Source organism: Pseudomonas sp. GL_117, assembly GCF_057835125.1.
Genome location: NZ_CM174418.1, coordinates 1735192 through 1760367, shown reverse-complemented (window position 1 = coordinate 1760367; position 25176 = coordinate 1735192). Strand labels below are relative to the sequence as shown.

Sequence of the window (25176 nt, the reverse complement as noted above, 5' to 3'; positions counted from 1 at the left end):
GGAAGGCAACAAGGGTATGCCTCGTGCGGCAAAGCGTCCAGTCGCTGGAACGTTGCGCGCCCCTTAGAGGTCAATCGCCTATCTATACGGAGAATACCTACATGAAACGTCGCTACAGCTGGCCGCTATGGACCGTTGCCGGGCTGGTAGTGGTGCTGGTCGCCCTGGACCTGGCCCTGCCCTATCTGGTGCGCAACTACCTGAACGACAAGCTCGCCGACATGGGCGACTACCGCGGCCGGGTCAGCGACGTGGACCTGGCCCTGTGGCGCGGCGCGTACAGGATCAACGGCCTGGAAATCATCAAGGTAGATGGCAAGGTGCCAGTCCCCCTGCTCAAGGCGCCGTTGATCGATCTGGCGATAAGCTGGCAATCGCTGTGGGACGGCCACGCGGTGGTGGCCAAGGTACGGTTTATCAACCCCGAGGTGAACTTCGTCGATGGCGGCGCCAACAGGCAGGCCTCGCAGACCGGTAAAGGCACCGACTGGCGTGCGCAATTGGGCAAACTGGCGCCGTTCACCTTGGATGAAGTGCGCATCGAAGACGGCAAGATCGCCTTCCACAACTTCAGCTCCAAGCCGCCGGTAAACATCAACGCTACGGCCGTCAACGCAAGCTTCTACAACCTCACCAACGTGGTGCAAGTGCAAGGCCAGCGCGACGCCCGCTTCGAAGGCAAGGCCCTGCTGCAAGGCCAGGCGCCGCTGGAAGCCTCCGCCACGTTCGACCCGCTGAGCAACTTCGAGAACTTTGAATTCCGTTTCCGCGCCAAGGATCTGCAACTCAAGCGCATGAACGACTTTGCCTCGGCCTACGGCAAGTTCGACTTCAAGGCCGGCACCGGCGACGTGGTGATCGAAGCCCGGGCGGAAAAAGGCCAGTTGACTGGTTACATCAAGCCATTGTTGCGCGATGTGGAAGTGTTCGACTGGCGGCAGGATGTGGAAAACCAGGACAAAAACATCTTCCGTTCGATCTGGGAAGCGGTGGTCGGCGCCAGCGAGACCGTGTTGAAGAACCAGCAGAAAAACCAGTTCGCCACCCGTGTGGAATTGAGCGGCAGCGTGCATCAGCGAGATGTCAGCGCATTCGGTGCGTTTCTGGCGATTTTACGCAATGGTTTCATCCAGGCCTTTACTGCCCGCTACGAGCAACCCAAGCCCAGCGCCGATTAAATGTGGGAGCGGGCTTGCTCGCGAAGGCGGAGTGTCAGCCACCGTAAATGCCGACTGAACCACCGCATTCGCGAGCAAGCCCGCTCCCACATGGGTACGAGTACACATTCAGGTCGTGACCCGCCATTCAGAGACTGAATAACCCGTCTGCGTTCACAGTCGCCGGGGCTGCGCGGTATAGTCCGGGCATTGATGAATTCGAGGAAACACCGATGAAGTTCGAAGGCACCCAGGCCTATGTAGCCACCGACGACCTGAAACTGGCCGTCAACGCCGCCATCACCCTGGAGCGGCCGCTGCTGGTCAAGGGCGAGCCGGGCACCGGCAAGACCATGCTCGCCGAGCAATTGGCCGAGTCCTTCGGCGCCAAGTTGATCACCTGGCACATCAAGTCCACCACCAAGGCCCACCAGGGCCTCTACGAGTACGACGCGGTCAGCCGCCTGCGCGACTCGCAACTGGGCGTGGACAAGGTGCACGACGTACGCAACTACCTGAAAAAGGGCAAGCTCTGGGAAGCCTTCGAGTCCGACGAGCGGGTGATCCTGCTGATCGATGAAATCGACAAGGCCGACATCGAGTTCCCCAACGACCTGCTGCAAGAGCTCGACAAGATGGAGTTCTACGTCTACGAGATCGACGAGACCATCAAGGCCAAGAAGCGCCCGATCATCATCATTACCTCCAACAACGAAAAAGAGCTGCCGGACGCGTTCCTGCGCCGCTGCTTCTTTCACTACATCGCCTTCCCCGACCGTACCACCCTGCAAAAGATCGTCGACGTGCACTACCCCGACATCAAGAAAGACCTGGTCAGCGAAGCGCTGGACGTGTTCTTCGACGTGCGCAAGGTGCCAGGCCTGAAGAAAAAACCGTCCACCTCCGAACTGGTGGACTGGCTCAAGCTGCTGATGGCCGACAACATCGGCGAAGCCGTACTGCGCGAGCGCGACCCGACCAAGGCGATCCCACCGCTGGCCGGAGCGCTGGTGAAGAACGAGCAGGACGTGCAGTTGCTGGAGCGTCTGGCGTTCATGAGCCGTCGCGGTAATCGCTGATGCTGCTCAACCTGTTCAATGAAATGCGCGCCGCCAAGGTGCCAGTGTCGGTGCGCGAGCTGCTGGACCTGATCAACGCGCTGAAAATGCGCGTGACCTTCGCCGACATGGACGAGTTCTACTACCTGGCCCGGGCGATCCTGGTCAAGGACGAGCGGCATTTCGACAAGTTCGACCGGGCGTTCAGTGCCTATTTCAACGGCCTGGAAAAACTCGACGAGCACTTGCAGGCACTGATCCCCGAAGAGTGGCTGCGCAAGGAGTTCGAACGTTCGCTGAGCGATGAAGAACGTGCGCAGATCCAGTCCCTGGGCGGCCTCGACAAGCTGATCGAGGAGTTCAAGAAACGCCTGGAAGAACAGAAAGAACGCCATGCCGGCGGCAACAAGTGGATCGGCACCGGCGGCACCAGCCCGTTCGGTTCCGGCGGCTACAACCCCGAGGGCATCCGCGTCGGTGACGCCGGCAAGCGCCAGGGCAAGGCCGTCAAAGTGTGGGACCAGCGCGAGTACAAGAACCTCGACGATCAGGTGGAACTGGGCACACGCAATATCAAGATCGCCCTGCGCCGCCTGCGCAAGTTCGCGCGCCAGGGCGCCGCCGAAGAGCTGGACATCGACGGCACCATCGACCACACCGCCCGCGATGCCGGCTTGCTGAACATCCAGATGCGCCCGGAGCGGCGCAACACCATCAAGCTGCTGTTGCTGTTCGACATCGGCGGCTCGATGGACGCCCACGTGAAGATCTGCGAAGAGCTGTTTTCGGCGTGCAAGACCGAGTTCAAGCACCTGGAGTACTTCTACTTTCACAACTTCGTGTACGAATCGGTGTGGAAGAACAACCAGCGCCGCACCTCGGAGCGCACCTCCACCCAGGACCTGCTGCACAAGTACGGCGCGGACTACAAAGTGATCTTTATCGGCGATGCGTCGATGGCACCGTATGAGATCACCCAGGCCGGCGGCAGCGTCGAGCACTGGAACGAAGAACCGGGGTATGTGTGGATGCAGCGCTTCATGGCCAAGTACAAGAAGCTGATCTGGATTAACCCGTATCCCAAGGACACCTGGGGGTATACGGCGTCGACGGGGATTGTGCGGGAGTTGGTCGAGGATCAGATGTATCCGCTGACGTTGCGGGGGTTGGAAGAAGGGATGCGCTTCCTCTCCAAGTAAATGGAGATCCAAATGTGGGAGCGGGCTTGCTCGCGAATGCGGTGGTTCAGTAAAAACAGCTGTGACTGACAAACCGCATTCGCGAGCAAGCCCGCTCCCACACAAGCCCGCTCCCACATTTTTGATTGCGGTGCTACTTAAACCGCCGCAAGAAATCGATGTGCTGCCGATGCGCCGTCTCCTGCACCACCGGCGCCAACCTGACCTTCTCCCCCGGCAAACACTGCGCCAGCCGCGCCAGCGCCAACGGCGTCAACGCGCCCAGGCGCGGGTACCCACCAATCGTCTGCCGATCGTTGAGCAACACAATCGGCTGCCCATCCGGCGGCACCTGGATCGCCCCCAACGGAATCCCTTCGGAGATCAGCGACGGCCCCTGGTACTGCAATGGCGTGCCCAACAAACGCATGCCCATGCGGTCGGCGCGGCTGTCGAGGGTCCATTCGCTGTTGAACGCATCGAACAGGCTTTGCCCGCTGAATTGGCCGATTTGTGCGCCGACGATCACATCCAACGCAGCTCTAGCCGGCAAGCCTGGATCGCTGAGCACTTTCATCGCGCCGCCGGCACCGGAATACGCCAGGCACCCGCCTTCAGCCAGCGCTTTGCCAAAACCATCCACCCCGCCCAGTTCTTCGCGCACCACCGTGGCGCAACTGCCGAGCACCTGCGGCGCGTCAAACCCGCCTGGCGCGGCGAGGTAAGCCCGCGCACCATTGAACGGTTGGGTGAAACGCAAACGCTGGCCCTTTTGCAGGATAAAACTGCGGCCGGGGCTGATCGCACGTTCGTCGATAAACGCCCCCAGGTCCGCGCCGGCCAGGGCCAACAAGCAATAGTCCTCGGCGTGCACGGTAAAGCCGCCGAGGGTGATTTCCACCACGGGCGCATCCAGCGCATTGCCCAGCAGCCAGTTGGCCCAGGCCATCGACACCCAATCCAGCGCCCCACCCTGGGTCACGCCCAGATGGCGCACGCCAAAGCGTCCGGCGTCCTGCAACAGGCACAGCGGCGTGCTGGCCTCGATCAATAAGCGGCTCATGCCTGCGCCTCCAACGGTGTGTCATCGCCACCCAGCTGGATGAATTCGGCGTGCTCGACCGGCTCGAAGCGCACCGTATCGCCGGGCTGCATCAGGCTGTAGCCGTCGCGCTCGCGGTCGAACAACTTGGCCGGGGTGCGGCCGATCAGGTTCCAGCCGCCCGGCGACACCACCGGGTACGCGGCGGTCTGCCGTTCGGCGATGCCGACGCTGCCGGCCGCCACGCGTTTGCGCGGAGTACTCAGTCGCGGCGTGGCGAGGATGTCCTCCACCAGCCCCATAAAGGCGAAACCGGGGGCGAAGCCGAGGGCGAACACCTGGTATTCGTGGGCGCTGTGGCGGCGGATCACCTCGTCGATGTTCAAGCCACTGCGCTGGCTGAGCAGGCTCAGTTCGGGGCCGACGCTCAGGTCGTACCACACCGGCAGCACATGGCACTGGCCGCTGCCCTGGGTGTGCGGTTGCAGGTCGGTCAGCGCCTGGTCGATCAACTCGCGTGCCTGGGCCGGGCTCAATGCCGTGAGGTCGTAATGCACCATCAAGGTGGTATAGGACGGCACCAGGTCGACCAATGCCGCGCCGAATCCGCTGCGCAAGCGCTGGGTGGCGGCAAGCATCCACGGCATGTTGGCTTCGGCGATGACATCAAACAGGCGCACCATCAGGCAGTCGATGGCCACTACTTCGATCCGTGGCTTCATGCGGGCTTCAATGCCTCGCGGATGCGCTGCACGGCGGCGACCGAGCTGGCATTATCGCCGTGCACGCACAGGGTGTTGGCCTGCAACACCAGCGGGCTGCCGTCGCTGGCGACCAGCGCTGCGCCGCGGGAAATGGTCAGGGACTGCTGCACGATGGTGTCGGCATCATGGTGCACGGCACCGGGCAACTGCCGCGAAACCAGGTGGCCCTGGCTGTCGTAGGCACGGTCGGCGAACGCTTCGAACCACAGGGTCACACCGTACTCATCGCCCAGGGCCTGGGCCGCGCTGTTGTCGCGGGTGGCCAGCAGCATCAGCGGCAAGTCGCCGTAAGCGGCCACGGCCTGGATCACTGCGCGCAATTGCGCCGGGTTGGCCATCATGTCGTTGTACATCGCGCCGTGGGGTTTGACGTAGCTGACACGTGCACCTTGTGCGCGGCAGATGCCATCCAGCGCACCGATCTGGTAATGCAGCAGATCCTGGATTTCCTGCGGCGTGTAGGCCATGGAACGGCGGCCGAAGCCTTGCAGATCCTGGTACGCCGGGTGCGCACCGATTTGCACACCGTGCTTGAGCGCCAGGCTGACAGTCTTGCGCATGATGCTCGGGTCGCCGGCATGGAAACCGCAGGCCACGTTGGCGCAATCGATGAACGGCATGACTTCGGCGTCCAGACCCAGGGTCCAGTTGCCAAAGCTTTCGCCGATGTCGCAATTCAATAGCAGGCGGCTCACGGTGGGCTACTCCTGTAGGCTTTGTTTTTTTGTAGTGTGGGATTTTTTACGCAGAACTCGCAACTTGTCCTGACACCCCTACACGCTTATCGTGGAATAGCTCGATTTTTGGCGCTGGCCCGGTGCGGCGTCCAACTAATAAAAACCGATCCATGCATAAGAAAAAGTTGATCCCATGAATTTGAAGTTCCTCGAAACCTTCGTCTGGGTGGCCAAGCTCAAGAGCTTTCGCCTGACCGCCGAGAAGTTGTTCACCACCCAGGCCTCGATTTCCAGCCGCATCGCCGTGCTGGAAAGCGAGCTGGGGGTGAAACTGTTTCTGCGCGACTCACGCGGCGTGAGCCTGACCCCGGAAGGCGTGAAGGTGCTCGATTACGCCGAGCAGATGATGGTGACCATGCAGGGCTTGAAGCAGTCCCTGGAGACCAGCAGCAGCAAGGTCGGGCGCATCCGCATCGGTGCGATGGACACAGTGATCCACACCTGGCTGAGCCCGTTGGTCGCCGAACTGATGGACCATTTCCCGCTGGTGGAAATCGAATTGATCGCCGATACCGCATTGAACCTCAGCGATCAGCTGCAAAAAGGCTTCCTTGACCTGATCCTGCAAACCGACCTGCTGCGCCTCGAAACCGTGCGCAGCCTGGAACTGGCCAGCCACCCGATGGCCTGGATCGTCGCCAGCCAGTCGATCTACCACCGCGACTACGCGTCCCTCGCCGAACTGGCCCAGGAACGCATCATCACCTACTCGAAAAACTCCCACCCGCACCAGGACGTGTTGAGCCTGATGCAAGCCAACGGCGTGGCCGCGCCACGGATGAACTGTGTGAACTCGGTGTCGGCAATTACCCGCTTGCTGCGTGACGGCTTCGGAATTGGCGCATTGCCGCCGGTGCTGGTGATGGAAGAGCTGGAGCGCGGCGAATTGGTGATGTTGCCGATGGCGCAGAAACTGCCGAATTTGCAGGTGGTGGTGTCGTGGCGCGTAGGGGTGGAGTTGGTGGAGGAGATTGTCGGGTTGTGCCAGAAGGTGGTGGCTCGGTATGCGGTAGAAGTCGGCGAAAACAGAATGCAACTGACGAAACCCGATTAAAACTGTGGGAGCGGGCTTGCTCGCGAATGCGGTAGATCAGTCACAACATCTTTGACTGACATTCCGCTTTCGCGAGCAAGCCCGCTCCCACATGTGGATCTGTGTGCGGCTTATAAACCCTTCAGGTCCCGTTCTTCGATCGGCCGGCTCTGGCGCAGACGCTTGCCGCCCAACACCACCCAGTCGATCAACCGGAACAGGCATTCCAACCCGAACGACAGCAACATCGCCCCGCCCAGCCCCCAGCCCATGGCTTCGGGTGTCAGCAGGATCTGGTAGCTGTAGCCCTTCCAGGTCTCCAGGCGAATGTCCGGGTCGGCCGCCACTGCCACTTGCAGCGCACGGATGTACCACGGGCCTTGCATCGCCTGGAATTGCTTGTCCAACGCCACCTGGCGATCAAGCATCGCGCCCAGGCTGCTGGCATCGCTCTGGAACACCGGGTCATCACTGGCGCGGTAATGCGCGACCAGCGCCTTCAAATCGCCGTTGAAGAACTGCTGCGCCGTCGACTCAAACCCGCGCAGGCCGGTCTGGGCCTCGATCAGGTGGGCTTCGACGCGCTTGGCGTAGTCGTTGATAAACCCCGGCACTTGCACGCCGACCAACAAGCCAATGGCAAACAACACCAACCGCAGATAGCTGAGCAACATGGTCAATATCCTTACTCGGTGATGCCCTGGCTGACGCATTCACCACGTCGCCACAGGCTCCATTGGCCCGGTACGTAGCGGGTCCAGTTTTCGTTGTCGGTCAGCGGCTCGGTGGCAATCACCGTCACCACGTCATTGGGGGTGGTTTCAGCCTGAAAATCGACGATCACGTCGACATCTTTCAAACGCGCCGGGCCAAATGGGGCGCGACGGGTAATCTGCGCCAGCTTGGTCGAGCAGTAGCAGAACAGCCAGTCACCATCGCTGAGCAGGCAGTTGAACACGCCTTTGCTGCGGTACTCGGCACAGGCGGCGATCAGGTCCGGCAGCACCTGCTCGATGTCCACAGGTTCCGGGAAAGCTTCACGCACACGGTTGAGCAGATCACAGAACGCCGCTTCGCTATCGGTATCGCCCACCGGGCGATAGAAGGTGGCGCGCGGGTTGAAGTCCGCCAGTTGGCCGTTGTGGGCAAAACACCAGTTGCGCCCCCACAGCTCGCGCACGAACGGGTGGGTGTTGGACAAGCACACCTTGCCGACGTTGGCCTGGCGGATATGACCAATCACCACTTCACTTTTGATGGGATAACGCTGCACCAGCAACGCGACTTCCGACTCACTGCTCGCCGCCGGGTCCTGGAACAGCCGCAGGCCACGGCCTTCATAGAAGGCAATGCCCCACCCATCACGATGGGGACCGGTGCGCCCGCCACGCTGCATCAGCCCGGTAAAGCTGAACACGATGTCGGTGGGGACGTTGGCACTCATGCCCAATAATTCACACATGCCAGGGCTCTCGCTACGTCGTTAAAGGCGCGGTTCGACGCGCATGCCACTGACAGGCGCCGGACGGCGAAAAGGTTCGTCATCCTCTTCTGGCTCGGCCGCCAATGCTGCATCGGCAGCGGCCTTGCGCTCACGGCGGGCGTTGGCCGCGCGTTCGATGGGCCAGCGGATCAACACGATGACGAGATACACGCCGAAGGCAATCATCGTGTACATGAACAAATCGGAAATGGCGCGCCATGCGTTGTTGCCGACCTTGAGCACCAGGTCCAGCGCAGTGATGGCCACGGCGGGCGCAAACTGGGTCTTGACCGGGTCGACAATGGTCGGGCTGAACAGCAACACCGCCATCAGCAACTGCAGCGGCTCGCGCAGCCAGCGCCAGATCCAGCGGGTCATGCGCCACCACACCAACAGGCAGCCCAAAGCGGCGAAGGCGTAGAGGCCCCAAGCGGTCAGATAGTCGTTCTCGGTCATGGTGTCCATGGCAAGGTAGGCAAACAGGCGGCTATGATAACGGCTTTTGCGTGCCGCGGCTGCAATGCCTGCCACCGTCCGCCAGACAGGGATAGATACATGCCTTTATCATCCAACGCCCCGATTGCCCGCAAGGCCCCAGGCCAGGACCCTTACGCCTGGCTGCAGGAACGTGACAGTGCCGAGGTCCTGGATTATCTCAAGGCCGAAAACGCCTGGCAGGAAGCCCAGCTCGCCGACCAGCAGGCCCTGCGCGAAACCCTGTTCGAAGAGATCAAGGGCCGCATCCTCGAAACCGACCTGTCCCTGCCCTCCCCATGGGGCCCGTACCTGTATTACACACGCACCACCGCCGGCGACGAATACGCCCGCCACTACCGCTGCCGTCGCCCGGCCGATGACAGCAACACCGTGGACGAGAGCAGCGAGGAACTGCTGCTGGACCCGAACGTACTGGCCAATGGCGGCTTTTTTTCGCTGGGCGCGTTCAGCATCAGCCCTGACCATCAGCGTCTGGCCTACAGTCTGGATACCAACGGTGAAGAGATTTACACCCTGTTCGTGAAGGAATTGGCCAGCGGCAAGGTCAGCGAACTGGAGTTCGAGAACTGCGACGGCAGCATGACCTGGGCCAATGACAGCCTGACCCTGTTCTTTGCCGAGCTGGACGACACCCACCGCCCGCACAAGTTGTATCGCTACCGCCTGGACGGCACGGCGGCGCAGGAAGTGTTCCACGAGCCCGACGGACGTTTCTTCCTGCATTGCTACCGTTCCAGCTCCGAACGGCAACTGCTGCTGGCCCTGGGCAGCAAGACCACCAGCGAGATCTGGGCGCTGGACGCCGAGCAGCCACACCTTGACTTCAGGTGCCTGGCGCCACGGGTCGAAGACCATGAATACGATGTCGACCACGGCCAACTGAATGGCGCCTGGACCTGGTTTATCCGCAGCAACCGCGATGGCATCAACTACGCGCTGTTCGTGGCGATCGACATTGGCGACGTGCCGACCGAGGCCGAGTGGCTGAACCTGATCCCCCACAGCGACGCCGTGATGCTCGATGGCGTCAGCCTCAACACCAGTGCCATGACCCTGAGCCTGCGCATCGGCGGGCTGCCGGTGATCGAAGTGCATCCCCAGGGCCTTCCGGCCTACCGTGTGGAATTGCCTGACGCCGCCTACAGCCTCTACGTACAAAACAGCCTGGAATTTGCCAGCGACAAGATCCGCCTGCGCTACGAAGCCCTGAACCGCCCGGCCCAGGTGCGCCAGCTGGAACTGGCCAGCGGCGCGCAACAGGTACTCAAGGAAACCCCGGTGCTCGGCGTGTTCAACGCCGACGACTACGTGAGCCAGCGCCTGTGGGCCACCTCCGCCGATGGCACCCAGGTGCCGATCAGCCTGGTGGTCAAGCGCGACCAACTGGGCAAGCCGACACCGCTGTATCTGTACGGCTACGGCGCCTACGGTTCGAGCCTCGACCCGTGGTTCTCTCACGCCCGCCTGAGCCTGCTGGACCGTGGCGTGGCGTTTGCCATCGCGCACGTGCGCGGCGGCGGCGAGCTGGGCGAAGCCTGGTATCGCAACGGCAAGCAGGAACACAAGCAGAACACCTTCAGCGACTTCATCGCCTGCGCCGAACACTTGATCGCCGAGGGTTTGACCAGCGCCTCACAACTGGCGATCAGCGGCGGCAGTGCCGGCGGCCTGCTGATCGGCGCGGTGCTCAACCAACGCCCGGAGCTGTTCCAGGCAGCGATTGCCGAAGTGCCGTTCGTCGATGTGCTCAACACCATGCTCGACCCGGACCTGCCGCTGACCATCACTGAGTACGACGAGTGGGGCAACCCGGAAGAACCCGAGGTGTATGCGCGGATAAAAGCCTACGCACCGTACGAAAACGTACGCGCCCAGGCCTATCCGCACCTGCTGGTGATCGCCGGCTATAACGACAGCCGTGTGCAGTACTGGGAAGCGGCCAAGTGGGTGGCCAAGTTGCGCGACACCAAGACCGACAACAACCTGCTGCTGCTCAAGACCGAACTGGGCGCCGGCCATGGCGGGATGAGCGGGCGTTACCAGGGATTACGTGACGTAGCCCTCGAATATGCATTTGTGTTCAAGGCGCTGGGGTTGATTTAGGAACTTAGCGCGGCGGTTCTGTCTGAACACAGAACCGCCCTACAAGATTGACGGACCAATACCTACGCCATGCCAGAACCGACCTTACTCAACAATGCAATCCGCGACATGCTCATGGACTGCGGCCTGTTCGACCCCTTGTTGCCGGAAGATTTTCACGTGGCCGCGGGCTACTTCAATATCAGCAGCATTGCCAAAGACGAGGTGATCTTCCTCGAAGGCGATGCCGGCACCTTCATGTGCATCCTGCACAGCGGCCAGGTGGCGGTGCAGAAAGCCAATCCCAGCGGCCAGCGCCTGACCATCGCCACCCTGCGCAGTGGGCGGGCGTTTGGCGAAATGGCGGTACTCGATGGCGAGCGGCGTTCCGCCAGTTGCGTGGCCGCCAGTGATTGCGTGTTGTTGAACCTGGGCAAGGACGCCCTGGAAAAGATGCTCAATGAAACGCCCAGGGTCGCCGCGAAGATCATCCGCGCAATCGCCATCGCCCTGTCCAAGCGCCTGCGCATGGCCGACGGGCAATTGCTGTCGCAGCAGTTTTAACCGCCTGGCGTCTTCGGTTTGTTGTCGTTTTGCTGCAGGCCCGGCACGCTCTGGTCCTTGGGCGGCGTCGGCAACACGATCGGCGCCAGCGGCGGTGAGCCGTTGGTCTTGGGCACCGCTGTCGGGGTGACTTGCGGGTACAACGTCGGCGTCGGTGTACCCGGCGCGCCGGGGGTTGGCGCAGGGGCGACCGGTACGGTTTGCAACTCCTGAGCCTGCGCCGCACCCAATGTGAGCGCGCCAAGCACAATGACCGTTAGAATGCTGCACTTCATCGATGGCTCCATGGCCTGACCGGAATGCCATAAGGCTACTCCCAACCGCGCAAGAATGCCCTTCCCAATGAGATTTCCATGAAACGTTTTGTTCTGCTGGACACTGCCCCGATTCCCGACAACGGCGGGGCCTTGTGCCTGTTCGAATACGGTGAAGATTTTGTCATCAAGATCCAGGGCGGTGACGGCGGCCAACTGATGAACACGCGCATGCATGGCTCCGAAGACGCGCTGGCGGAGATCCCTTGCCGCAAGGTCGCCGGGCGCCCGGGCTCACGGGTGTTGATCGGTGGCCTGGGCATGGGCTTCACCCTGGCCTCGGCGCTCAAGCATTTGGGCAAGAGCGCCGAAGTGGTCGTCGCCGAACTGGTGCCGGGCGTGGTGGAGTGGAACCGTGGCGCACTGGGGGAAAAGTCCGGCCGGCCGTTGCTGGACCCGCGCACGGTGATCCGCATGGAAGACGTGGCCAAGGTGCTACAGACCGAGCCCCAGGGCTTTGACGCGATCATGCTCGACGTCGACAACGGCCCCGAAGGCCTCACCCAACGCGCCAACAGCTGGCTGTACTCCGCCGGCGGCCTGGCGGCCTGCGCCAAGGCCCTGCGGCCCAAGGGCGTACTGGCGGTGTGGTCGGCAAGTGCCGACAAGCTGTTCAGCGATAAACTGCGCAAGGCCGGCTTCAAGGCCGAGGAAGTGCAGGTGTTCGCCCACGGCAACAAAGGCACGCGGCACACCATCTGGATCGCCGAAAAGCTCAAGGGCTAAATGCGCCGTGAACGGCTAGAATCAAGCCTTACCGTGACCACCAAAATATAGGAGCCATGATGAGCTCAACCAACCCGCCCTCCCACACCGCCAAGCTGGACCGCATCCTCGCCGATGCCCAGCGCGACCGGGAAATGGGCTATCGCGACAAAGCGTTGAAGATGTACCCCCACGTGTGCGGCCGCTGCGCCCGTGAATTCGCCGGCAAGCGCCTGAGCGAACTGACCGTGCATCACCGTAACCACAACCATGATGACAACCCCCAGGATGGCTCCAACTGGGAATTGCTGTGCCTGTATTGCCACGACAATGAACACTCGCGCTACACCGACCAGCAGTATTTCGGCGAAGGCTCCACCAGCAGCCCGACGATTGCCAAGGCGACGCACAACCCGTTTGCGGCGTTGGCGGGGCTGATGAAGAAGGACGACTGATAGTCCTGTGTTGTCGGTACTGGCCGCTTCGCGAGCAAGCCCGCTCCCACATTTGACTGTATTCACAGATAGACATCTGTGAACCCAATCCAATGTGGGAGCGGGCTTGCTCGCGAAAGCAATGGCCCAAGCACCACAGCCCTCAGCACCGTATAATCGCGTTTTTTCCGCCAAGGCACCCTTCCCCGTGGGCAATAAACGCTACAGCTGCATCGGTCTGTATAACCCCAAATCCCCCGAAAACGTCGGCTCGGTCATGCGCGCCGCCGGCTGCTACGGCGTGGCCTCGGTGTTCTACACCGGCGTGCGCTACGAGCGCGCGCGGGACTTCATCACCGACACCAAGAAGGTCCATCACGACATTCCGCTGATCGGCATCGATGACCTGAAAAAGATCCTGCCCCTGGGTTGCATCCCGGTCGCCGTGGAACTGGTCGACGGCGCCCGTCCGTTGCCCGAATACACCCACCCCGACCGGGCGTTGTACATCTTCGGCCCCGAGGACGGTTCCCTCGACAAAGAGATCCGCGACTGGTGCGAAGACGTGGTTTACATCCCGACCACCGGCTGCATGAACCTCGCCGCCACCGTCAATGTGGTGCTTTACGACCGCCTGGCCAAGGGCAACAACACCCGCTCGGGCCCCAAATACTGATTTTGCGGGAACATCCGGCACCCGCCGGCAGTCAGCTACGTATCACTCGCCTTGTTGGAGACAGATCATGAACGACAGCAAAAACGTGCACGGCTTGGAACGCATCGGCTCCGTGGCCGGTGGCGTGATGATGGTAGGCAAAGGCCTGCGCCGTGGCGGGATTTTTGGCCTGATCCAGGTGGCGATTGGCGGCGTTGTGCTGGCCCGTGGGATAACTGGGCACAGTTCGCTCAAGGACAAGCTGGAGCAGGGCCGGCAGGAGATGAACACCATTCGTACAAAGATCGAACGCGTGGGAACCGAGTTGAAAAACCTCAAGACTCCGGCTGAAGTGGCTGCGGAAAAACCCATTGCCTGACTGTGATCTGTCAGATGCAGCAGATCTAAATGTGGGAGCGGGCTTGCTCGCGAATGCAGTGCATCAGTCGAAACATCTGTGACTGACATACCGCGTTCGCGAGCAAGCCCGCTCCCACATTGGGTTTTGTGCAAGGCTTGCGATCAGTGCAGCAGCTTGCTGTCCAGCACTACCGACCCTTCGCCGATCACGCTTTCAGCCAGCTGCACAAACTCCGCCGTGGTAATGCTGTTGGCCCGCATCACCGCCTGGGCCAGATCATCCAGCGAGCGTTTGTTGTGGGTCTTCACCCGAATCTCGCGATCCAGCTCCTGCAACACCACCACCGCCCGCGACACCGTCGCCCCGCTGACATGCTCGCCGCGCAGCGACGTCACGTCCTTGCCCTCCTTCACCAACCGCGCCTGGATCGCCTGATAACGCTCATCGGTAATCCCCCCGGCACGCCGTACCAGTTCGATGGCGTAGTACTCCGCCAACCCTTCGCTGATCCAGTCGCTGGTGTCGTGATCATTGAAGCGCCCAATCGCCTGCACCACTTCGCGGATCAACGGGCTGCTGCCGTTCTCGCTGACCAGCGGCGTGCGGCTGTTGAGGTAGATCGAATCGCGCGCGGCGAACGCGCCGCGGCGCATGGGGTCGCTGGCGCCGACCACCAGCAGCTTGGCTGGATGGCGTGGGAACGCCGCTTCCACTTGCGGCCAGACGAACGTCAGCAACGTCAGCACATCCATGCGGCGCATGGCCTGGCCCTTGGGCGAAGCCACGGTGACCTCGGTTTCGCCCAGGCGCACGCGGCGGCTGCCAAGGGTGCCGGCAAGCATCCAGCCGGTGGGCCGGTCGAACAGGCGCGAGACGTTGTCGATGCGGAATTTGTTTTTGCCAATACGCGGCCAGGCGGTCTCGACGCTTTTCCAGCCGGCGGGCAATTCGAAGGTCAGGCGCGAGACCAACTCGACGCCGTCCTGCTGGTCGAGCCGCGCAGTGGGCACCAGGTCTTCGCCACGAAACAGCGCCCAGCCTGGGGTCATGCGCGCTTCGTAGATCCCGGCCTTGCGTGCATGGGTCAGGCGTACGCGGTAGGTCAGGCTGACTTTGTCGGCGCCGGGCTGCCACACACCCCGTTGGCCTTTGACGCGCCATTGGCCGTCGGCCTTGAAGTCGCTGTAGTCGCCGTCGCGGCCCAGATCGAAGTCCAGGCTGCGCACCGCCGAGCCCTGGGACAGGCTCACGCGCACTTCAGCCTGATAGCTCTGGGGCAGCAGCTTGACGTGATAATCCAGGTCGACTTTCTTCGCGCACCAACCCGGCCCGCTCAGGGCCAGCAACACCAGGGTCGCGGCCAGCTTGGCTGCCATCGTCATAGAGACTCCTCTGTCAGCCCGCACGGAAGATCAGGTAATCCTCCCAGTCGTCTTCGGGCACGCTGCCTTCGCTGAGCATGCGCCCGGACTGGGAAATGCGTTCGTGGTGCACGGCGTCGCGGTCGCCGCAGACCAGGTGGTGCCACAGGGGCAGGTCCTTGCGCTCGCTGACCAGGCGGTAGCCGCAGGTCGGCGGCAACCATTTGAACTGGTCGGCCTGGCCCGGTGTGAGCTGGATGCAATCGGGCACCGACGCGCGACGATTGGGGTAGTCGGTGCACTGGCAGGTTTTCAGGTCGAGCAGTTTGCAGGCGATGCGCGTGTAATAGACGCTGTTGTCGTCTTCATCCTCAAGCTTTTGCAGGCAGCACAGGCCGCAGCCGTCGCACAACGACTCCCACTCCTCCTGATCGAGGTGCTCAAGGGTTTTGCGTATCCAGAAAGGTTCGACTTTGGCGGCCATGGCTCTACATCAGTATCGGTATGTTAAAAGGCCGCCAGTCTAGTGCCCAAGGCCCTTGGAACCAAGCGCTTACGACTGGCGGTGTAACAACACTTGTCAGTCTAATGGGCGCGCAGTAGCTTTGAACGCCGAATTGACCCTCAGGAAACGCCCATGACACGTGTTGCCGATTACCCGATCCATACTCAGTTCACCGAGCGCTGGTCGCCACGCGCTTTTACTGGCGAGAGCATTCCGCAGGAAACCCTGCTGAGCTTCTTTGAAGCCGCACGCTGGGCGCCGTCGGCCTACAACTCGCAGCCGTGGCGCTTTCTCTACGCACGTCGCGATACGCCGGACTGGGAACGTTTCCTCGGCCTGTTGAATGAATTCAACCGGGGCTGGGCGCAACACGCATCGGCCCTGGTGATCATCGCCTCGAAAACCGACTTCACCGCCCCTGGCGCCACTGAAGAAACCCCGGCGCTGTGGCACACCTTCGACACCGGTTCGGCCTGGGGCCACCTGGCGCTGCAAGCCAGCCTCAGCGGTTGGTACACCCATGGCATGGCCGGTTTCGATCAGGAACTGACGCGCAAAGAGCTGAAGATTCCGCAAGGTTATGCGCTGCATGCCGCCGTGGCGGTGGGCAAGCTGGGGGACAAATCGACGCTGCCGGAATACCTGCAAGGCCGTGAAGCGCCGAGCCCGCGTCGGCCGTTGAGCGAGCTGGCTTGCGAAGGCGACTTCAGCCTCTGAAGCTGAGGCAATAAGCAGGCTTGTGTGGGAGCGGGCTTGCTCGCGAAGACGGTGGGTCAGCCTACTCATCAGGCGACTGACACACCGCATTCGCGAGCAAGCCCGCTCCCACATTTTTTACTGCGTGGTGTCAGTAGCCGCGTGCGAAATCCACTTCGCCGCGCAACGCTTGCTTGGCTTGATACGCCCGCACGTTCTGCAAGAACAACTCCACCATCAATTGCGGTGACGTCGGCGCCGAGCTGTGCCCGGTCAGCAACAGCCCCCAGGCGGTCCAGAACGGATGGCGTTGCGGCAACGGTTCCTGGCGGCACACATCGATCACCGCGCCAGCCAAGTGCCCTTCCTTCAAGGCTTCGACCAAGTCGGCATCCACCACGGCCACACCGCGCCCGACGTTGATAAACAAACCAGTCGGCTTGAATTGCTTGAACAGCGCCGCGTCATACAAGTCATGGGTGCTTGGCGTGTTCGGCAGCAGGTTGATCACATAATCCACCTCGCCCACCAAGCGGCCCAGTTGATCCAGGCCGGCCACGTCAATGAACGGCGCCTGCTCGCGCGCGGTGCTGGCAATGCCGTACAGCTTGACGCCAAACGGCACCAGGAACTCGGCGACGCTCTGGCCGATGTCGCCGGTACCGACGATCAGCACCTTGCGCCCCGCCAGGCTCTGGCCCGTGCGACTGTCCCACTTGCGTTCCACTTGGCTGACCAAGCGCGCCAGTACTTCGCGCTCATGGCCGAGCATGTAGGTGAGGACAAACTCAGCCATGACCTGGCCATAGATACCCACTGCGCGGGTCAGGCGATAGTCGCGGGTCAGGCCGTCAGCCAGCAGCGGCGTGATGCCGGCCCAGGTCGATTGCAGCCATTGTGGCTGATGGCCCTGGCGCAGCAGGGTCGCCAGCAGGTCGGGCTGGCCCAGCCAAACCGGGCAATCGGCGGCCAGGCGCGACAGTTCGGCCGAGTCGCCGCTGGTCAACACCTCAAGGTCCGGTGCCGCTTCGCCGAGCAATTGGGCGTAGAGCGGATGATCCTGTTCAGCAATCAGAACACGCATGCTTAAAACCTTTCAAAAACAGTGCAGACGGCCGCCCGCATCCTTACGGCCACCGCCCAACAATACGATTGCATTGAAAAATGTGCCCCGAAGGGGGCACTGACCGATCACATCGGGTCGTTACGGCGCAGCAGTTCTTCGGGCAAGTGTTCGATGTACTCGTCCTCGGGCGGCGGCATTTGCAGGTGGTAGCCCTGCTTGTCGAGGTTTTCCAGGACCTGGGCGATGTCTTCCTGTTGCAGCTTGCGCTCAGGGGTCAGCACCAGGTTGAACGCGTGCACCGGCTTGCCGAACACCGCGAGCAGGCCTTCGGGCACACGTTCGAGCACATCGCTTTTAAGCACGTAAAGGTACATGCCGGCGCGTTTGGGGCTGCGGTAGATGGAGCAAATACGTTTCAAGGCTGTTCTCCGGCAGTGGCCAGGCTGTCGAGCAGCGCCTGGCCCATCAACTCGCGGCGCCAGCCACGCAGCGAGTCTGGCAATTGGTAAGGCCCATCGGGGTAGCCACTTTTGACCAGGGCTTCGAGGGTTTTCTTGCGCAGCATCAGTTCCGGCGCCATGTTCAGGCGTTCGGCTTCGGCCTGGCCCAGGGCACGCAGTTGCTTGATCAGCGCGGCGGCGTCCACCGGCAAGGGCTCGGCGACGGCGGGCGGCCACTGGTCAGCGGGCACACTGCCGGCACGTTTGATCAGGTCCAGCAGGAACTGGCCATCCTGACGCACGGTGCGCGGGTGCATGTCTTCGATCTTGCCCAGGGCGGCGAGGTTATCCGGCTGGGTCTTGGCCAGGGGCCACAGCGAGTGTTCGCGAATGATGCGGTTGCGCGGCAGGTCGCGGGCACGCGCCTGCTGTTCGCGCCAGGCGCACAGCTCACGTAATACCGCGAGTTGCGCGCGGGACAGTTTCCACGCCAGCTTGGCGTCGCGGTACACCTCGTAGGGGTCGACCTCGCGGCGCAGGTTGGCCACCAGCTCGGCGCCGTCGTCCAATACCCAGGCGTATTTGTCGTCGGACAGCTGCGGACGCAGGCGGATGTAGACCTGCGCCAGGTGCAACGCGTCTTCGGCGGCGTAGCTGATCTGCGTCTCGGACAACGGCCGCTGCAGCCAGTCCGAGCGGGTTTCGCCCTTGGGCAGCTCAATGTCCAGCACGGCCTGCACCAGGCGCGAATAGCCCATGGAGAAACCGAGGTTCAGGTAAGCGGCCGCCAATTGCGTATCGAACAACGGCACCGGCAGGCTGCCGGTCAGGCGCAGCAGCACTTCGAGGTCTTCGCTGCACGCGTGCACCACCTTGATCACCGCCGGGTTTTCCAGCAAGGCGGCCAAGGGTTGCCAGTTGTCGATGGTCAGGGGATCGATCAGGTAAGCGCGTACGCCATCACCAATCTGGATCAGCCCGGCGATGGGATAAAAGGTGTCGACCCGCATGAATTCGGTGTCGAGGGCGACGAATGGCAACTGCTGCCATTCGGCGCAATGCTGGCCGAGGCTATCGTTGTCGCAGATCCAGTGAATATCGATGGCCACACGGCTCTCCCTTGAAGAATGGCGCGCAGTATATATCGCGAAAGGGCATTGCGAGCATCCGCAGTGCGCGCGCCACACGAAAACTCCCACAAGAGATAAAGAATAGTCCGATGAACGGGAGTTATCCTGCCTTACGCAGCACGTAGACCCGCCACAGCTTGGAGCCCGGCACGAATTCCTGGTGGTTGAGCACCTCGAAACCGGCCTGGCGAAACTCCGGCTCCACCGCCACCGCCGAATTGACCGAAACAATCACCGTGTCGCGACTGACCCGGTGAAACTCGCGCAGCAGCGCCAGGCGCCCATCACTGCCGGGGACATGCCGAAACAGCTCCAGGCAGAAAATGCAGTCCACCGCGTTCGCCGACAGGCCGATGGAAAACGCCGAGCCCTGGAACGTCTTGATCCGCTTGAGCAATGCCGGGTGATGACCGCGGGCGTGGTCGAGCATGTCCTGGGAATTGTCCGAGGCCAGGATCACGCGGTTGACGTGCTCGGCCAACACCGGCCAGAAGCGCCCCGAACCACACGCCAGATCCAGAATCAGCCCCGGCTCGCCCGCCGCGTTCAGTGCATGGCGCACCAGCCGCTGCACACGCCAGGCCGCCAGGCGCTGCAGCAGCCCGGGCGGACGCGTATCGCCGCAGACCCGCGCGTGCTCACGGCCACAGCGCTCGGCGAATTCGATCTCGATGGAGGATGGAGGTTGTGGCGACATCGCGAGCTCATGTAAGTGAAACGGGAGTGAACGACCTTGATTCGCAGCTTAACCACTGCAACGTGAAAAAAAGGTTGAAACCGTCACTACCGTCGACTTGTTCAGGCCTGATGCAGATACCAGCGCCAATCCTGCGTGCCGACCTCGCCCATGAACTGGCGGTATTCCGCACGTTTTACCGCCAGGTACACGCCGAGGAACTCACGGCCAAACGCTTCTCGCGCCCAGCTTGAGCCTTCCAGCGCACGCAGGGTGGTCAGCCAGTCAGTGGGCAGCAACTCCTTGGCCTGGGCATAGCCGTTGCCTTCTACCGGCGCGCCGGGGTCGCGTTGTTCGCGGATACCTCGATGGATGCCGGCCAGGATCGCGGCGGCAGCCAGGTAGGGGTTGGCGTCGGCACCGCAGATGCGGTGTTCGATGTGCCGGGACGGGGCCGGGCCACCCGGTACACGCAGGCTGACGGTGCGGTTGTCGACCCCCCAGGTGGCGGCCAGTGGCGCATAACTGTTGCTCTGGAAACGCCGGTAGGAGTTGGCGTTGGGGCAAAACAGCAGCAGCGAATCGAGCAAAGTACTGAGCATGCCACCCACCGCCTGGCGCAGCAGCGGCGTGCCGTCGGCAGCTTCACTGGCGAACAGGTTGTTGCCCGCTGCGTCCGCCAGGCTGACGTGCATGTGCATGCCGGTGCCGGCGAGGTCGTCGAACGGCTTGGCCATGAAGCAGGCGGTCATCCCGTGCTTGTGCGCCACGCCCTTGACCAGGCGCTTGTAGCGCACCGCCTCATCCATCGCTTGCAGGGCGTCGGCGCGGTGCTCCAGGGTGATCTCGACTTGGCCCGGGGCGTATTCGGAGATCGCCGTACGTGCCGGGATGCCTTGCAATTTGCAGGCGCTATAGAGGTCGGCGAGAAACGGTTCGATCTGTTCCAGCTCGCGCAGGCCGTAGACCTGGGTCGAACGTGGGCGGCCGCCGTCCATGTCCCGTGCCGGTTGCGGGCGGCCATGGCTGTCGGGTTGCTGGTCCAGCAGGTAGAACTCCAGCTCCGCCGCCATCACCGGGTAATAACCGTCGGCCTTGAGCCCGTCGATCACCCTGGCCAGCAAGTGCCGGGGGTCGGCCACCGTGGCGGGCAGGCCTTCGCTTGGGTGCATGCTGACTTGCACCGCCGCCGTCGGGATCAACCGCCACGGCATGCGCTGCAGGCTGCCGCTGAGGGGGTAGGCGCGACAGTCAATATCGCCCACGTCCCAGACCAGCCCGGAGTCTTCTACGTCGTCGCCATTGATGGTCAGGCCGAGGATGGTGCTGGGCAGCGGTCGGCCGCTGGCGTACACCGCCAGCAGTTCATCGCGGTGCAGGAGCTTGCCACGTGGCACGCCATTGTTGTCGAGGATAAACAGTTCGAACATCTCGATGTCCGGGTGCTGGTCCAGAAAGGTCTGGGCTTCGTGCAGGCAGGCGAAATCGCTCATGGGCATTCTCATACGTTTGTGTCGGACAGGCGCGCAGGAGCACGCCCTACAGGGGGTGAGTCAACGTAGGAGAAAGGCGTCTGGTGGGCGTGCGTGCCGGCAGTGGAACAGTGCCCAGAAAGCCAGCTCGGGGAGCGTATCGGCGGAACCGTCCATGGGCGATCACAGTGAGGTCGATGCCCGGCAGCGTCACACGCCAGCATAGGTGAATAAATTCAGGCTTGGCGGAGTTTGGGTGCGACTTGGCTAAACATTCGACGCCTTGGACTACAGCCGTCTACGCTCTTGGCACATCCACAAGAACGAGGAACGGACCATGAAGGCACTGCGCCACATCACCTGGCTGCTGTTGTTGTGTTTCAGCCAGGTGCACGCTGCAACGACTCAGGACGAGGACGCTCAAGCCGCCAAGGCACTGCTGGAAAAAGCCTTGGCGTATTACCAGAGCAACGGCGACAAGGCCTTCGCCGCGTTCAGCCGCCAAGGCGAATTCATCGACAAGGACCGCTACGTGTTCGTGCTCGATACCAAAGGCGTGCTGCTGGCCAGCGGCGGCCCCTCCTCCGCCTTGATCGGCCGTGACATCGGTGAAGTGCTCGGGCCCGAGCTGCGCCAATCGTTCAAGGACGCCCTCAACGCGCCCGAAAGCCAAGGCATCCAGCAGGCAGACTATCGCTGGCAGAACTGGAACGACGGCAAAGTGGAACACAAGCATGTGTTCTATCAGCGCGTCGGCGAGCGCATCCTCGCGGTCGGCTACTACCTGCCACGGGCCACTCCGGAACAGGCGCGGGCCCTGCGCAACAAGGCCGTGAACGCACTGGTCAAGGACGAAGCCGGCACGCTGAAGGCGATCAATTCATTGCAAGGCGGCTTCCTGCAGGATGACCTGTACGTGTTTGTGGTCGACCTCAATACCGAGCGCTACGTGGCCCACGGCACCACCCTGCGGTTGATCAACACCGACTTCGGCAAGATCAAGGACCCGGACGGCAAGCCGGTGGGCGAGCCGATCCTCAAACTGATGGCCGAGCAGGACCAGGGTGAGTACAAGTACCGCTGGAAAAACCCGGTGACCGGCAAGGTCGAGAACAAGCATGCGTACTTGCGCAAGAGCGGGCATTACATGGTCGCAGTGGGTTACTACAGCCCCTGAAACCACCTACAGGCGTTGCGGGGGGGTTAGTCGATGGTTTCGTAGGGTAGGCCTACGTAGTTTTCGGCAATGGTCCTACGCCCCGCTTCGGAGTGGATGAAGTAATCAAGCTCACTCTCGGCAATCCGCTGGCTGAAGCCATCCGCCTCTGGAAACTGGTGCAGCATCGAGGTCATCCACCAGGAAAACCGCTCGGCCTTCCACACCCGGCGCAGGCAGATCGCCGAGTATTTTTCCAATAGGTCCACACGTCCTTCGCGGTACACCTTGAGCAAGATCCGCAACAGCGTGTTCACATCGCTGGCCGCCAGGTTCAAGCCCTTGGCGCCGGTGGGCGGCACGATGTGCGCGGCATCGCCGAGCAGGAACAGGCGCCCGTATTGCATTGGCTCGACCACGAAACTGCGCAGCGGCGCGATGCTTTTCTCGATGGACGGCCCGGTCACCAACTGCGCGGCCAGGTCGCCTGGCAGGCGGGTCTTCAGTTCATCCCAGAAGCGTGCGTCCGACCATTGATCCAACGGCTCTTGCACCGGCACTTGCAAGTAATAACGACTGCGCGTGGGCGAGCGCATGCTGCACAGGGCAAAGCCACGCGGGTGCTTGGCGTACACCAGCTCGGCGTGTACCGGCGGCGTGTCGGCGAGGATGCCGAGCCAGCCGAAGGGATACACACGTTCGAAGATTTTCAGCGACTCTTGCGGAATCGACTGACGGGCAACACCGTGGAATCCGTCGCAACCGGCGATGTAGTCGCACTCCAGGCGGTAGGGTTCGCCCTGGTGTTCGAAGGTCAGCCAGGGTTGATCACTTTTCAGCGCGTGCGGCTGCACATGGCTGGCTTCGTAGAAGGTGGTGGCGCCGGCAGCGGCGCGGGCGGCCATGAGGTCGCGGGTCACTTCGGTCTGGCCGTAGACCATCACCGACTGGCCGCCGGTCAAGCCCTTGAGGTCGATGTGGCTGAGCTTGCCGTTCAGCGCCAGTTCGAAGCCGTCATGCACCAACCCTTCGGCGTCCATGCGCTGGCTCACGCCCGCCTCGCGCAGCAGGTCGACCATGCCTTGTTCCAGCACCCCGGCACGGATGCGGCCACGCACATAGTCGGCGCTCTGGCGCTCTACGATCAGGGTCTGGATACCGGCGTTGTGCAACAGTTGGCCGAGCAACAGCCCGGAAGGTCCGGCGCCGATGATGGCGACTTGGGTTTTCAGGATTTTCATTATTTTTATCGCCTGCATATTCCACTCGAACGGATAGAGTGAAAGAGTTGTCATTGATCTTGTTGCTGGCATTTTTAACTTGAGTGGCTGGCATAAGAAGGTGAAAACTGAGCCAAAACCTGCGCTTTTCGCCAATCGGGGCGATTACCGCACCACTGTCCTGAGTATCGGATTGAAACCATGACCAAAACCGCGATTCCGGTCTTCAAGCTTTACGGGGAAAACCAGCAATGGCCGACCCCCGATTTGTTGCACTGCGAAACCATTTCCCGACGCAGCCGGGAATACCAGTGGGAAATCCAGCCCCACCGGCACGCGGATCTGTGCCAATTGCTGTACGTGCATAAAGGCCAGGCACACCTGGAAATCGAAGGCCTGCGCAGTACCCTCAACGAAGCCACATTGCAGGTGCTGCCGCCGCTGTGTGTGCACGGGTTCCGGTTTGCCGAGGATGTCGAGGGTTATGTGGTGACACTGGCGGCGCCACTGGTCAGTCACTTGCAGACGCAACTGGGCGGCACGATGGACGGTTTGCAGGCGCTGGGCAGTTACCCGGCGGGCAAGGACAGCGGCTATCTCAACAGCCAGTTCGCCCGCCTGCAGGACGAATACGCCGACGAACAACCGTCACGGGACATGATGATGCACGCCCTGGTCAGCGTGCTGCTGGTGTGGATCAGCCGCCAGGCGATCCAGCGTCGCCATCCGCGCGCGCCGCGCGGGCGCGAGTACTTTCGGCGCTTTACCCAACTGGTCGAGCAGCATTACCGCGAACATCCAAAGATTGAGGACTTGGCCCACAAGTTGGGGATCTCGGTCTCACACCTGAATGGGACGTGTCGGGAACTGGGCGGGCAACCGGCATTGCAGATCATGCATGACCGCCAGTTGCTGGAGGCCAAACGCCTGCTGACCTACACCAGCATGACCATCAATGAAATGTCGGAGGTGCTGGGTTTTTCCGACCCGACCAACTTCTCCCGACTGTTTCGCCGACGGGTCGGGTTTTCACCCAAGGCGTTTCGCGAGCAGCTCAAGGCTGAGACAACACCGAACTAAACAGTGGGAACAAGTCTATGTGGGAGCGGGCTTGCCCGCGATAGCGGTGGCTCAGTTGGAGCAACTTTGACTGGCACACCGCAGTCGCGGGCAAGCCCGCTCCCACATGGAATCTCCAGCGGACGGGTTCTAGCGCAAGGCGCTGAAACTGCCGGTGTGGGGGACACATTGGTCCTGATGGCAACTGATCGCAAAGCTCGGTTGCATACGGGTTTGCTCGACGCGGTAGGCGGCAGTCCCGTACAGCGCGCTGGCCAATGCGCTAAGGGTGAAAATCATCAGGTACTTTCTGGTTTTGATGCTCATGGC

29 protein-coding genes are annotated in these 25176 nt (G+C 62.0%); 13 read left to right on the top strand and 16 right to left on the bottom strand.

The features are described from left to right. Nucleotides 1-101: 101 nt before the first annotated feature. The 3 genes from AC3ISR_RS07960 (at nt 102) to AC3ISR_RS07950 (ending at nt 3414) form a co-directional block, all read left to right on the top strand. Complete coding sequence (locus AC3ISR_RS07960; protein WP_192298609.1) at nt 102-1178, top strand: DUF748 domain-containing protein; 1077 nt, start codon at nt 102-104, stop codon at nt 1176-1178. A 212-nt stretch (nt 1179-1390) separates the two neighbouring features. Next, nucleotides 1391-2236, top strand: a complete 846-nt coding sequence (locus AC3ISR_RS07955; protein WP_034112447.1) for an AAA family ATPase — start codon at nt 1391-1393, stop codon at nt 2234-2236. After that, nucleotides 2236-3414, top strand: coding sequence for a vWA domain-containing protein (locus AC3ISR_RS07950; protein WP_463984374.1), 1179 nt, complete (start codon nt 2236-2238; stop codon nt 3412-3414). Before AC3ISR_RS07955 ends, AC3ISR_RS07950 begins: the two co-directional genes overlap by 1 nt. Nucleotides 3415-3547: 133 nt before the next feature. On the opposite strand, the gene AC3ISR_RS07945 is transcribed toward AC3ISR_RS07950, so the two are convergent. The 3 genes from AC3ISR_RS07945 to AC3ISR_RS07935 are packed head-to-tail and all read right to left on the bottom strand — an operon-like array spanning nt 3548 to nt 5894. Beyond that, nucleotides 3548-4456 (bottom strand): 5-oxoprolinase subunit C family protein, encoded by a 909-nt coding sequence (locus AC3ISR_RS07945; RefSeq protein ID WP_192299115.1) that lies wholly within the window; start codon nt 4454-4456, stop codon nt 3548-3550. Continuing rightward, nucleotides 4453-5157: a 5-oxoprolinase subunit B family protein gene (locus tag AC3ISR_RS07940; protein WP_226455301.1), complete on the bottom strand. Its 705-nt coding sequence runs from the start codon at nt 5155-5157 to the stop codon at nt 4453-4455. Before AC3ISR_RS07940 ends, AC3ISR_RS07945 begins: the two co-directional genes overlap by 4 nt. Further along, nucleotides 5154-5894, bottom strand: coding sequence for a 5-oxoprolinase subunit PxpA (locus AC3ISR_RS07935; RefSeq protein ID WP_192299117.1), 741 nt, complete (start codon nt 5892-5894; stop codon nt 5154-5156). Before AC3ISR_RS07935 ends, AC3ISR_RS07940 begins: the two co-directional genes overlap by 4 nt. A gap of 175 nt (nt 5895-6069) precedes the next feature. Here AC3ISR_RS07935 and AC3ISR_RS07930 point away from each other — a divergent pair, with 175 nt between their 5' ends. Continuing rightward, nucleotides 6070-6990, top strand: coding sequence for a LysR family transcriptional regulator (locus AC3ISR_RS07930; protein ID WP_192299118.1), 921 nt, complete (start codon nt 6070-6072; stop codon nt 6988-6990). Nucleotides 6991-7100: 110 nt separating this feature from the next. Here the strand turns inward: AC3ISR_RS07930 and AC3ISR_RS07925 are convergent, their stop codons facing one another. From AC3ISR_RS07925 to AC3ISR_RS07915, 3 genes are read right to left on the bottom strand one after another with little or no spacing between them, the layout of a single operon-like run. Continuing rightward, on the bottom strand, nt 7101-7643 hold the full coding sequence (locus tag AC3ISR_RS07925; protein ID WP_192299119.1) for a DUF2937 family protein: 543 nt from the start codon (nt 7641-7643) through the stop codon (nt 7101-7103). 11 nt (nt 7644-7654) lie between these two features. Beyond that, complete coding sequence (locus tag AC3ISR_RS07920) at nt 7655-8431, bottom strand: class II glutamine amidotransferase (protein WP_192299120.1); 777 nt, start codon at nt 8429-8431, stop codon at nt 7655-7657. A 21-nt stretch (nt 8432-8452) separates the two neighbouring features. Further along, nucleotides 8453-8983 (bottom strand): MFS transporter, encoded by a 531-nt coding sequence (locus AC3ISR_RS07915; protein ID WP_192299121.1) that lies wholly within the window; start codon nt 8981-8983, stop codon nt 8453-8455. Between the two features lie 24 nt (nt 8984-9007). Between AC3ISR_RS07915 and AC3ISR_RS07910 the strand changes: the two genes are divergently transcribed. Then, entirely contained in the window at nt 9008-11053 is a 2046-nt protein-coding gene (locus AC3ISR_RS07910) for a S9 family peptidase (protein ID WP_463984375.1), read from the top strand. Between the two features lie 69 nt (nt 11054-11122). After that, nucleotides 11123-11596, top strand: a complete 474-nt coding sequence (locus AC3ISR_RS07905) for a cyclic nucleotide-binding domain-containing protein (RefSeq protein ID WP_463984376.1) — start codon at nt 11123-11125, stop codon at nt 11594-11596. On the opposite strand, the gene AC3ISR_RS07900 is transcribed toward AC3ISR_RS07905, so the two are convergent. Continuing rightward, nucleotides 11593-11871 carry a hypothetical protein gene (locus tag AC3ISR_RS07900; protein WP_463984377.1) on the bottom strand — a complete coding sequence of 93 codons (279 nt, stop codon included), beginning with the start codon at nt 11869-11871 and terminating at the stop codon, nt 11593-11595. The genes AC3ISR_RS07905 and AC3ISR_RS07900 overlap by 4 nt on opposite strands. A 78-nt stretch (nt 11872-11949) precedes the next feature. On the opposite strand from AC3ISR_RS07900, the gene AC3ISR_RS07895 reads away from it, so the two are divergent. The 4 genes from AC3ISR_RS07895 (at nt 11950) to AC3ISR_RS07880 (ending at nt 14083) form a co-directional block, all read left to right on the top strand. Continuing rightward, nucleotides 11950-12636: a spermidine synthase gene (locus AC3ISR_RS07895; RefSeq protein WP_463984378.1), complete on the top strand. Its 687-nt coding sequence runs from the start codon at nt 11950-11952 to the stop codon at nt 12634-12636. A gap of 59 nt (nt 12637-12695) precedes the next feature. Continuing rightward, nucleotides 12696-13070: a YajD family HNH nuclease gene (locus AC3ISR_RS07890; RefSeq protein ID WP_003210675.1), complete on the top strand. Its 375-nt coding sequence runs from the start codon at nt 12696-12698 to the stop codon at nt 13068-13070. Nucleotides 13071-13257: 187 nt separating this feature from the next. Next, nucleotides 13258-13725 (top strand): RNA methyltransferase, encoded by a 468-nt coding sequence (locus AC3ISR_RS07885; protein WP_014717486.1) that lies wholly within the window; start codon nt 13258-13260, stop codon nt 13723-13725. 67 nt (nt 13726-13792) lie between these two features. Continuing rightward, complete coding sequence (locus AC3ISR_RS07880) at nt 13793-14083, top strand: YgaP family membrane protein (protein WP_192299126.1); 291 nt, start codon at nt 13793-13795, stop codon at nt 14081-14083. 143 nt (nt 14084-14226) lie between these two features. On the opposite strand, the gene AC3ISR_RS07875 is transcribed toward AC3ISR_RS07880, so the two are convergent. Together AC3ISR_RS07875 and AC3ISR_RS07870 are read right to left on the bottom strand one after the other, a co-directional pair. Continuing rightward, entirely contained in the window at nt 14227-15447 is a 1221-nt protein-coding gene (locus AC3ISR_RS07875) for a hypothetical protein (RefSeq protein WP_463984379.1), read from the bottom strand. Between the two features lie 13 nt (nt 15448-15460). Then, complete coding sequence (locus AC3ISR_RS07870) at nt 15461-15910, bottom strand: YcgN family cysteine cluster protein (RefSeq protein ID WP_003172524.1); 450 nt, start codon at nt 15908-15910, stop codon at nt 15461-15463. A gap of 153 nt (nt 15911-16063) precedes the next feature. Between AC3ISR_RS07870 and AC3ISR_RS07865 the strand changes: the two genes are divergently transcribed. Beyond that, complete coding sequence (locus AC3ISR_RS07865; protein WP_192299128.1) at nt 16064-16648, top strand: nitroreductase family protein; 585 nt, start codon at nt 16064-16066, stop codon at nt 16646-16648. Between the two features lie 130 nt (nt 16649-16778). Here the strand turns inward: AC3ISR_RS07865 and AC3ISR_RS07860 are convergent, their stop codons facing one another. The 5 genes from AC3ISR_RS07860 to AC3ISR_RS07840 all read right to left on the bottom strand — a co-directional run bounded on the left by AC3ISR_RS07860 (nt 16779) and on the right by AC3ISR_RS07840 (nt 21432). Beyond that, the gene (locus tag AC3ISR_RS07860) at nt 16779-17711 is read right to left on the bottom strand and encodes a D-2-hydroxyacid dehydrogenase (protein WP_192299129.1); all 933 of its coding nucleotides are present in this window, start codon (nt 17709-17711) and stop codon (nt 16779-16781) included. A gap of 107 nt (nt 17712-17818) precedes the next feature. Continuing rightward, nucleotides 17819-18112: a YcgL domain-containing protein gene (locus AC3ISR_RS07855; RefSeq protein WP_159962113.1), complete on the bottom strand. Its 294-nt coding sequence runs from the start codon at nt 18110-18112 to the stop codon at nt 17819-17821. Further along, nucleotides 18109-19242 carry a ribonuclease D gene (gene rnd, locus AC3ISR_RS07850; RefSeq protein ID WP_192299130.1) on the bottom strand — a complete coding sequence of 378 codons (1134 nt, stop codon included), beginning with the start codon at nt 19240-19242 and terminating at the stop codon, nt 18109-18111. The genes AC3ISR_RS07855 and rnd overlap by 4 nt, the downstream gene beginning before the upstream one ends. Before the next feature lie 121 nt (nt 19243-19363). Next, nucleotides 19364-19960: a class I SAM-dependent methyltransferase gene (locus tag AC3ISR_RS07845; RefSeq protein ID WP_192299131.1), complete on the bottom strand. Its 597-nt coding sequence runs from the start codon at nt 19958-19960 to the stop codon at nt 19364-19366. 101 nt (nt 19961-20061) lie between these two features. Beyond that, nucleotides 20062-21432 carry a glutamine synthetase family protein gene (locus tag AC3ISR_RS07840; RefSeq protein ID WP_192299132.1) on the bottom strand — a complete coding sequence of 457 codons (1371 nt, stop codon included), beginning with the start codon at nt 21430-21432 and terminating at the stop codon, nt 20062-20064. A gap of 316 nt (nt 21433-21748) precedes the next feature. Here AC3ISR_RS07840 and AC3ISR_RS07835 point away from each other — a divergent pair, with 316 nt between their 5' ends. Beyond that, nucleotides 21749-22588 (top strand): cache domain-containing protein, encoded by an 840-nt coding sequence (locus tag AC3ISR_RS07835; protein ID WP_463984380.1) that lies wholly within the window; start codon nt 21749-21751, stop codon nt 22586-22588. 26 nt (nt 22589-22614) lie between these two features. On the opposite strand, the gene pobA is transcribed toward AC3ISR_RS07835, so the two are convergent. Further along, nucleotides 22615-23808 (bottom strand): 4-hydroxybenzoate 3-monooxygenase, encoded by a 1194-nt coding sequence (pobA, locus tag AC3ISR_RS07830; RefSeq protein ID WP_463984381.1) that lies wholly within the window; start codon nt 23806-23808, stop codon nt 22615-22617. Nucleotides 23809-23988: 180 nt separating this feature from the next. Here pobA and AC3ISR_RS07825 point away from each other — a divergent pair, with 180 nt between their 5' ends. Further along, nucleotides 23989-24867: a helix-turn-helix domain-containing protein gene (locus tag AC3ISR_RS07825; protein WP_192299135.1), complete on the top strand. Its 879-nt coding sequence runs from the start codon at nt 23989-23991 to the stop codon at nt 24865-24867. Nucleotides 24868-24996: 129 nt separating this feature from the next. Here AC3ISR_RS07825 and AC3ISR_RS07820 read toward each other — a convergent pair whose 3' ends face one another. Continuing rightward, a complete protein-coding gene (locus tag AC3ISR_RS07820; protein WP_192299136.1) occupies nt 24997-25173 on the bottom strand; it encodes a hypothetical protein in 177 nt (58 codons plus the stop codon). Between the last annotated feature and the right edge of the window lie 3 nt (nt 25174-25176).

Coding starts and splice junctions, on each gene's coding strand:
- AC3ISR_RS07910 (WP_463984375.1), top strand. CDS start 9,008: ATGCCTTTATCATCCAACGCCCCGATTGCCCGCAAGGCCCCAGGCCAG.
- pobA (WP_463984381.1), bottom strand. CDS start 23,808: ATGAAAATCCTGAAAACCCAAGTCGCCATCATCGGCGCCGGACCTTCC.
- AC3ISR_RS07860 (WP_192299129.1), bottom strand. CDS start 17,711: ATGCGTGTTCTGATTGCTGAACAGGATCATCCGCTCTACGCCCAATTG.
- AC3ISR_RS07890 (WP_003210675.1), top strand. CDS start 12,696: ATGAGCTCAACCAACCCGCCCTCCCACACCGCCAAGCTGGACCGCATC.
- AC3ISR_RS07905 (WP_463984376.1), top strand. CDS start 11,123: ATGCCAGAACCGACCTTACTCAACAATGCAATCCGCGACATGCTCATG.
- AC3ISR_RS07945 (WP_192299115.1), bottom strand. CDS start 4,456: ATGAGCCGCTTATTGATCGAGGCCAGCACGCCGCTGTGCCTGTTGCAG.
- AC3ISR_RS07820 (WP_192299136.1), bottom strand. CDS start 25,173: ATGAGCATCAAAACCAGAAAGTACCTGATGATTTTCACCCTTAGCGCA.
- AC3ISR_RS07930 (WP_192299118.1), top strand. CDS start 6,070: ATGAATTTGAAGTTCCTCGAAACCTTCGTCTGGGTGGCCAAGCTCAAG.
- AC3ISR_RS07870 (WP_003172524.1), bottom strand. CDS start 15,910: ATGGCCGCCAAAGTCGAACCTTTCTGGATACGCAAAACCCTTGAGCAC.
- AC3ISR_RS07875 (WP_463984379.1), bottom strand. CDS start 15,447: ATGACGATGGCAGCCAAGCTGGCCGCGACCCTGGTGTTGCTGGCCCTG.
- AC3ISR_RS07845 (WP_192299131.1), bottom strand. CDS start 19,960: ATGTCGCCACAACCTCCATCCTCCATCGAGATCGAATTCGCCGAGCGC.
- AC3ISR_RS07955 (WP_034112447.1), top strand. CDS start 1,391: ATGAAGTTCGAAGGCACCCAGGCCTATGTAGCCACCGACGACCTGAAA.
- AC3ISR_RS07835 (WP_463984380.1), top strand. CDS start 21,749: ATGAAGGCACTGCGCCACATCACCTGGCTGCTGTTGTTGTGTTTCAGC.
- AC3ISR_RS07960 (WP_192298609.1), top strand. CDS start 102: ATGAAACGTCGCTACAGCTGGCCGCTATGGACCGTTGCCGGGCTGGTA.
- AC3ISR_RS07940 (WP_226455301.1), bottom strand. CDS start 5,157: ATGAAGCCACGGATCGAAGTAGTGGCCATCGACTGCCTGATGGTGCGC.
- AC3ISR_RS07950 (WP_463984374.1), top strand. CDS start 2,236: ATGCTGCTCAACCTGTTCAATGAAATGCGCGCCGCCAAGGTGCCAGTG.
- AC3ISR_RS07825 (WP_192299135.1), top strand. CDS start 23,989: ATGACCAAAACCGCGATTCCGGTCTTCAAGCTTTACGGGGAAAACCAG.
- AC3ISR_RS07895 (WP_463984378.1), top strand. CDS start 11,950: ATGAAACGTTTTGTTCTGCTGGACACTGCCCCGATTCCCGACAACGGC.
- AC3ISR_RS07900 (WP_463984377.1), bottom strand. CDS start 11,871: ATGAAGTGCAGCATTCTAACGGTCATTGTGCTTGGCGCGCTCACATTG.
- AC3ISR_RS07865 (WP_192299128.1), top strand. CDS start 16,064: ATGACACGTGTTGCCGATTACCCGATCCATACTCAGTTCACCGAGCGC.
- AC3ISR_RS07925 (WP_192299119.1), bottom strand. CDS start 7,643: ATGTTGCTCAGCTATCTGCGGTTGGTGTTGTTTGCCATTGGCTTGTTG.
- AC3ISR_RS07880 (WP_192299126.1), top strand. CDS start 13,793: ATGAACGACAGCAAAAACGTGCACGGCTTGGAACGCATCGGCTCCGTG.
- AC3ISR_RS07920 (WP_192299120.1), bottom strand. CDS start 8,431: ATGTGTGAATTATTGGGCATGAGTGCCAACGTCCCCACCGACATCGTG.
- AC3ISR_RS07840 (WP_192299132.1), bottom strand. CDS start 21,432: ATGAGCGATTTCGCCTGCCTGCACGAAGCCCAGACCTTTCTGGACCAG.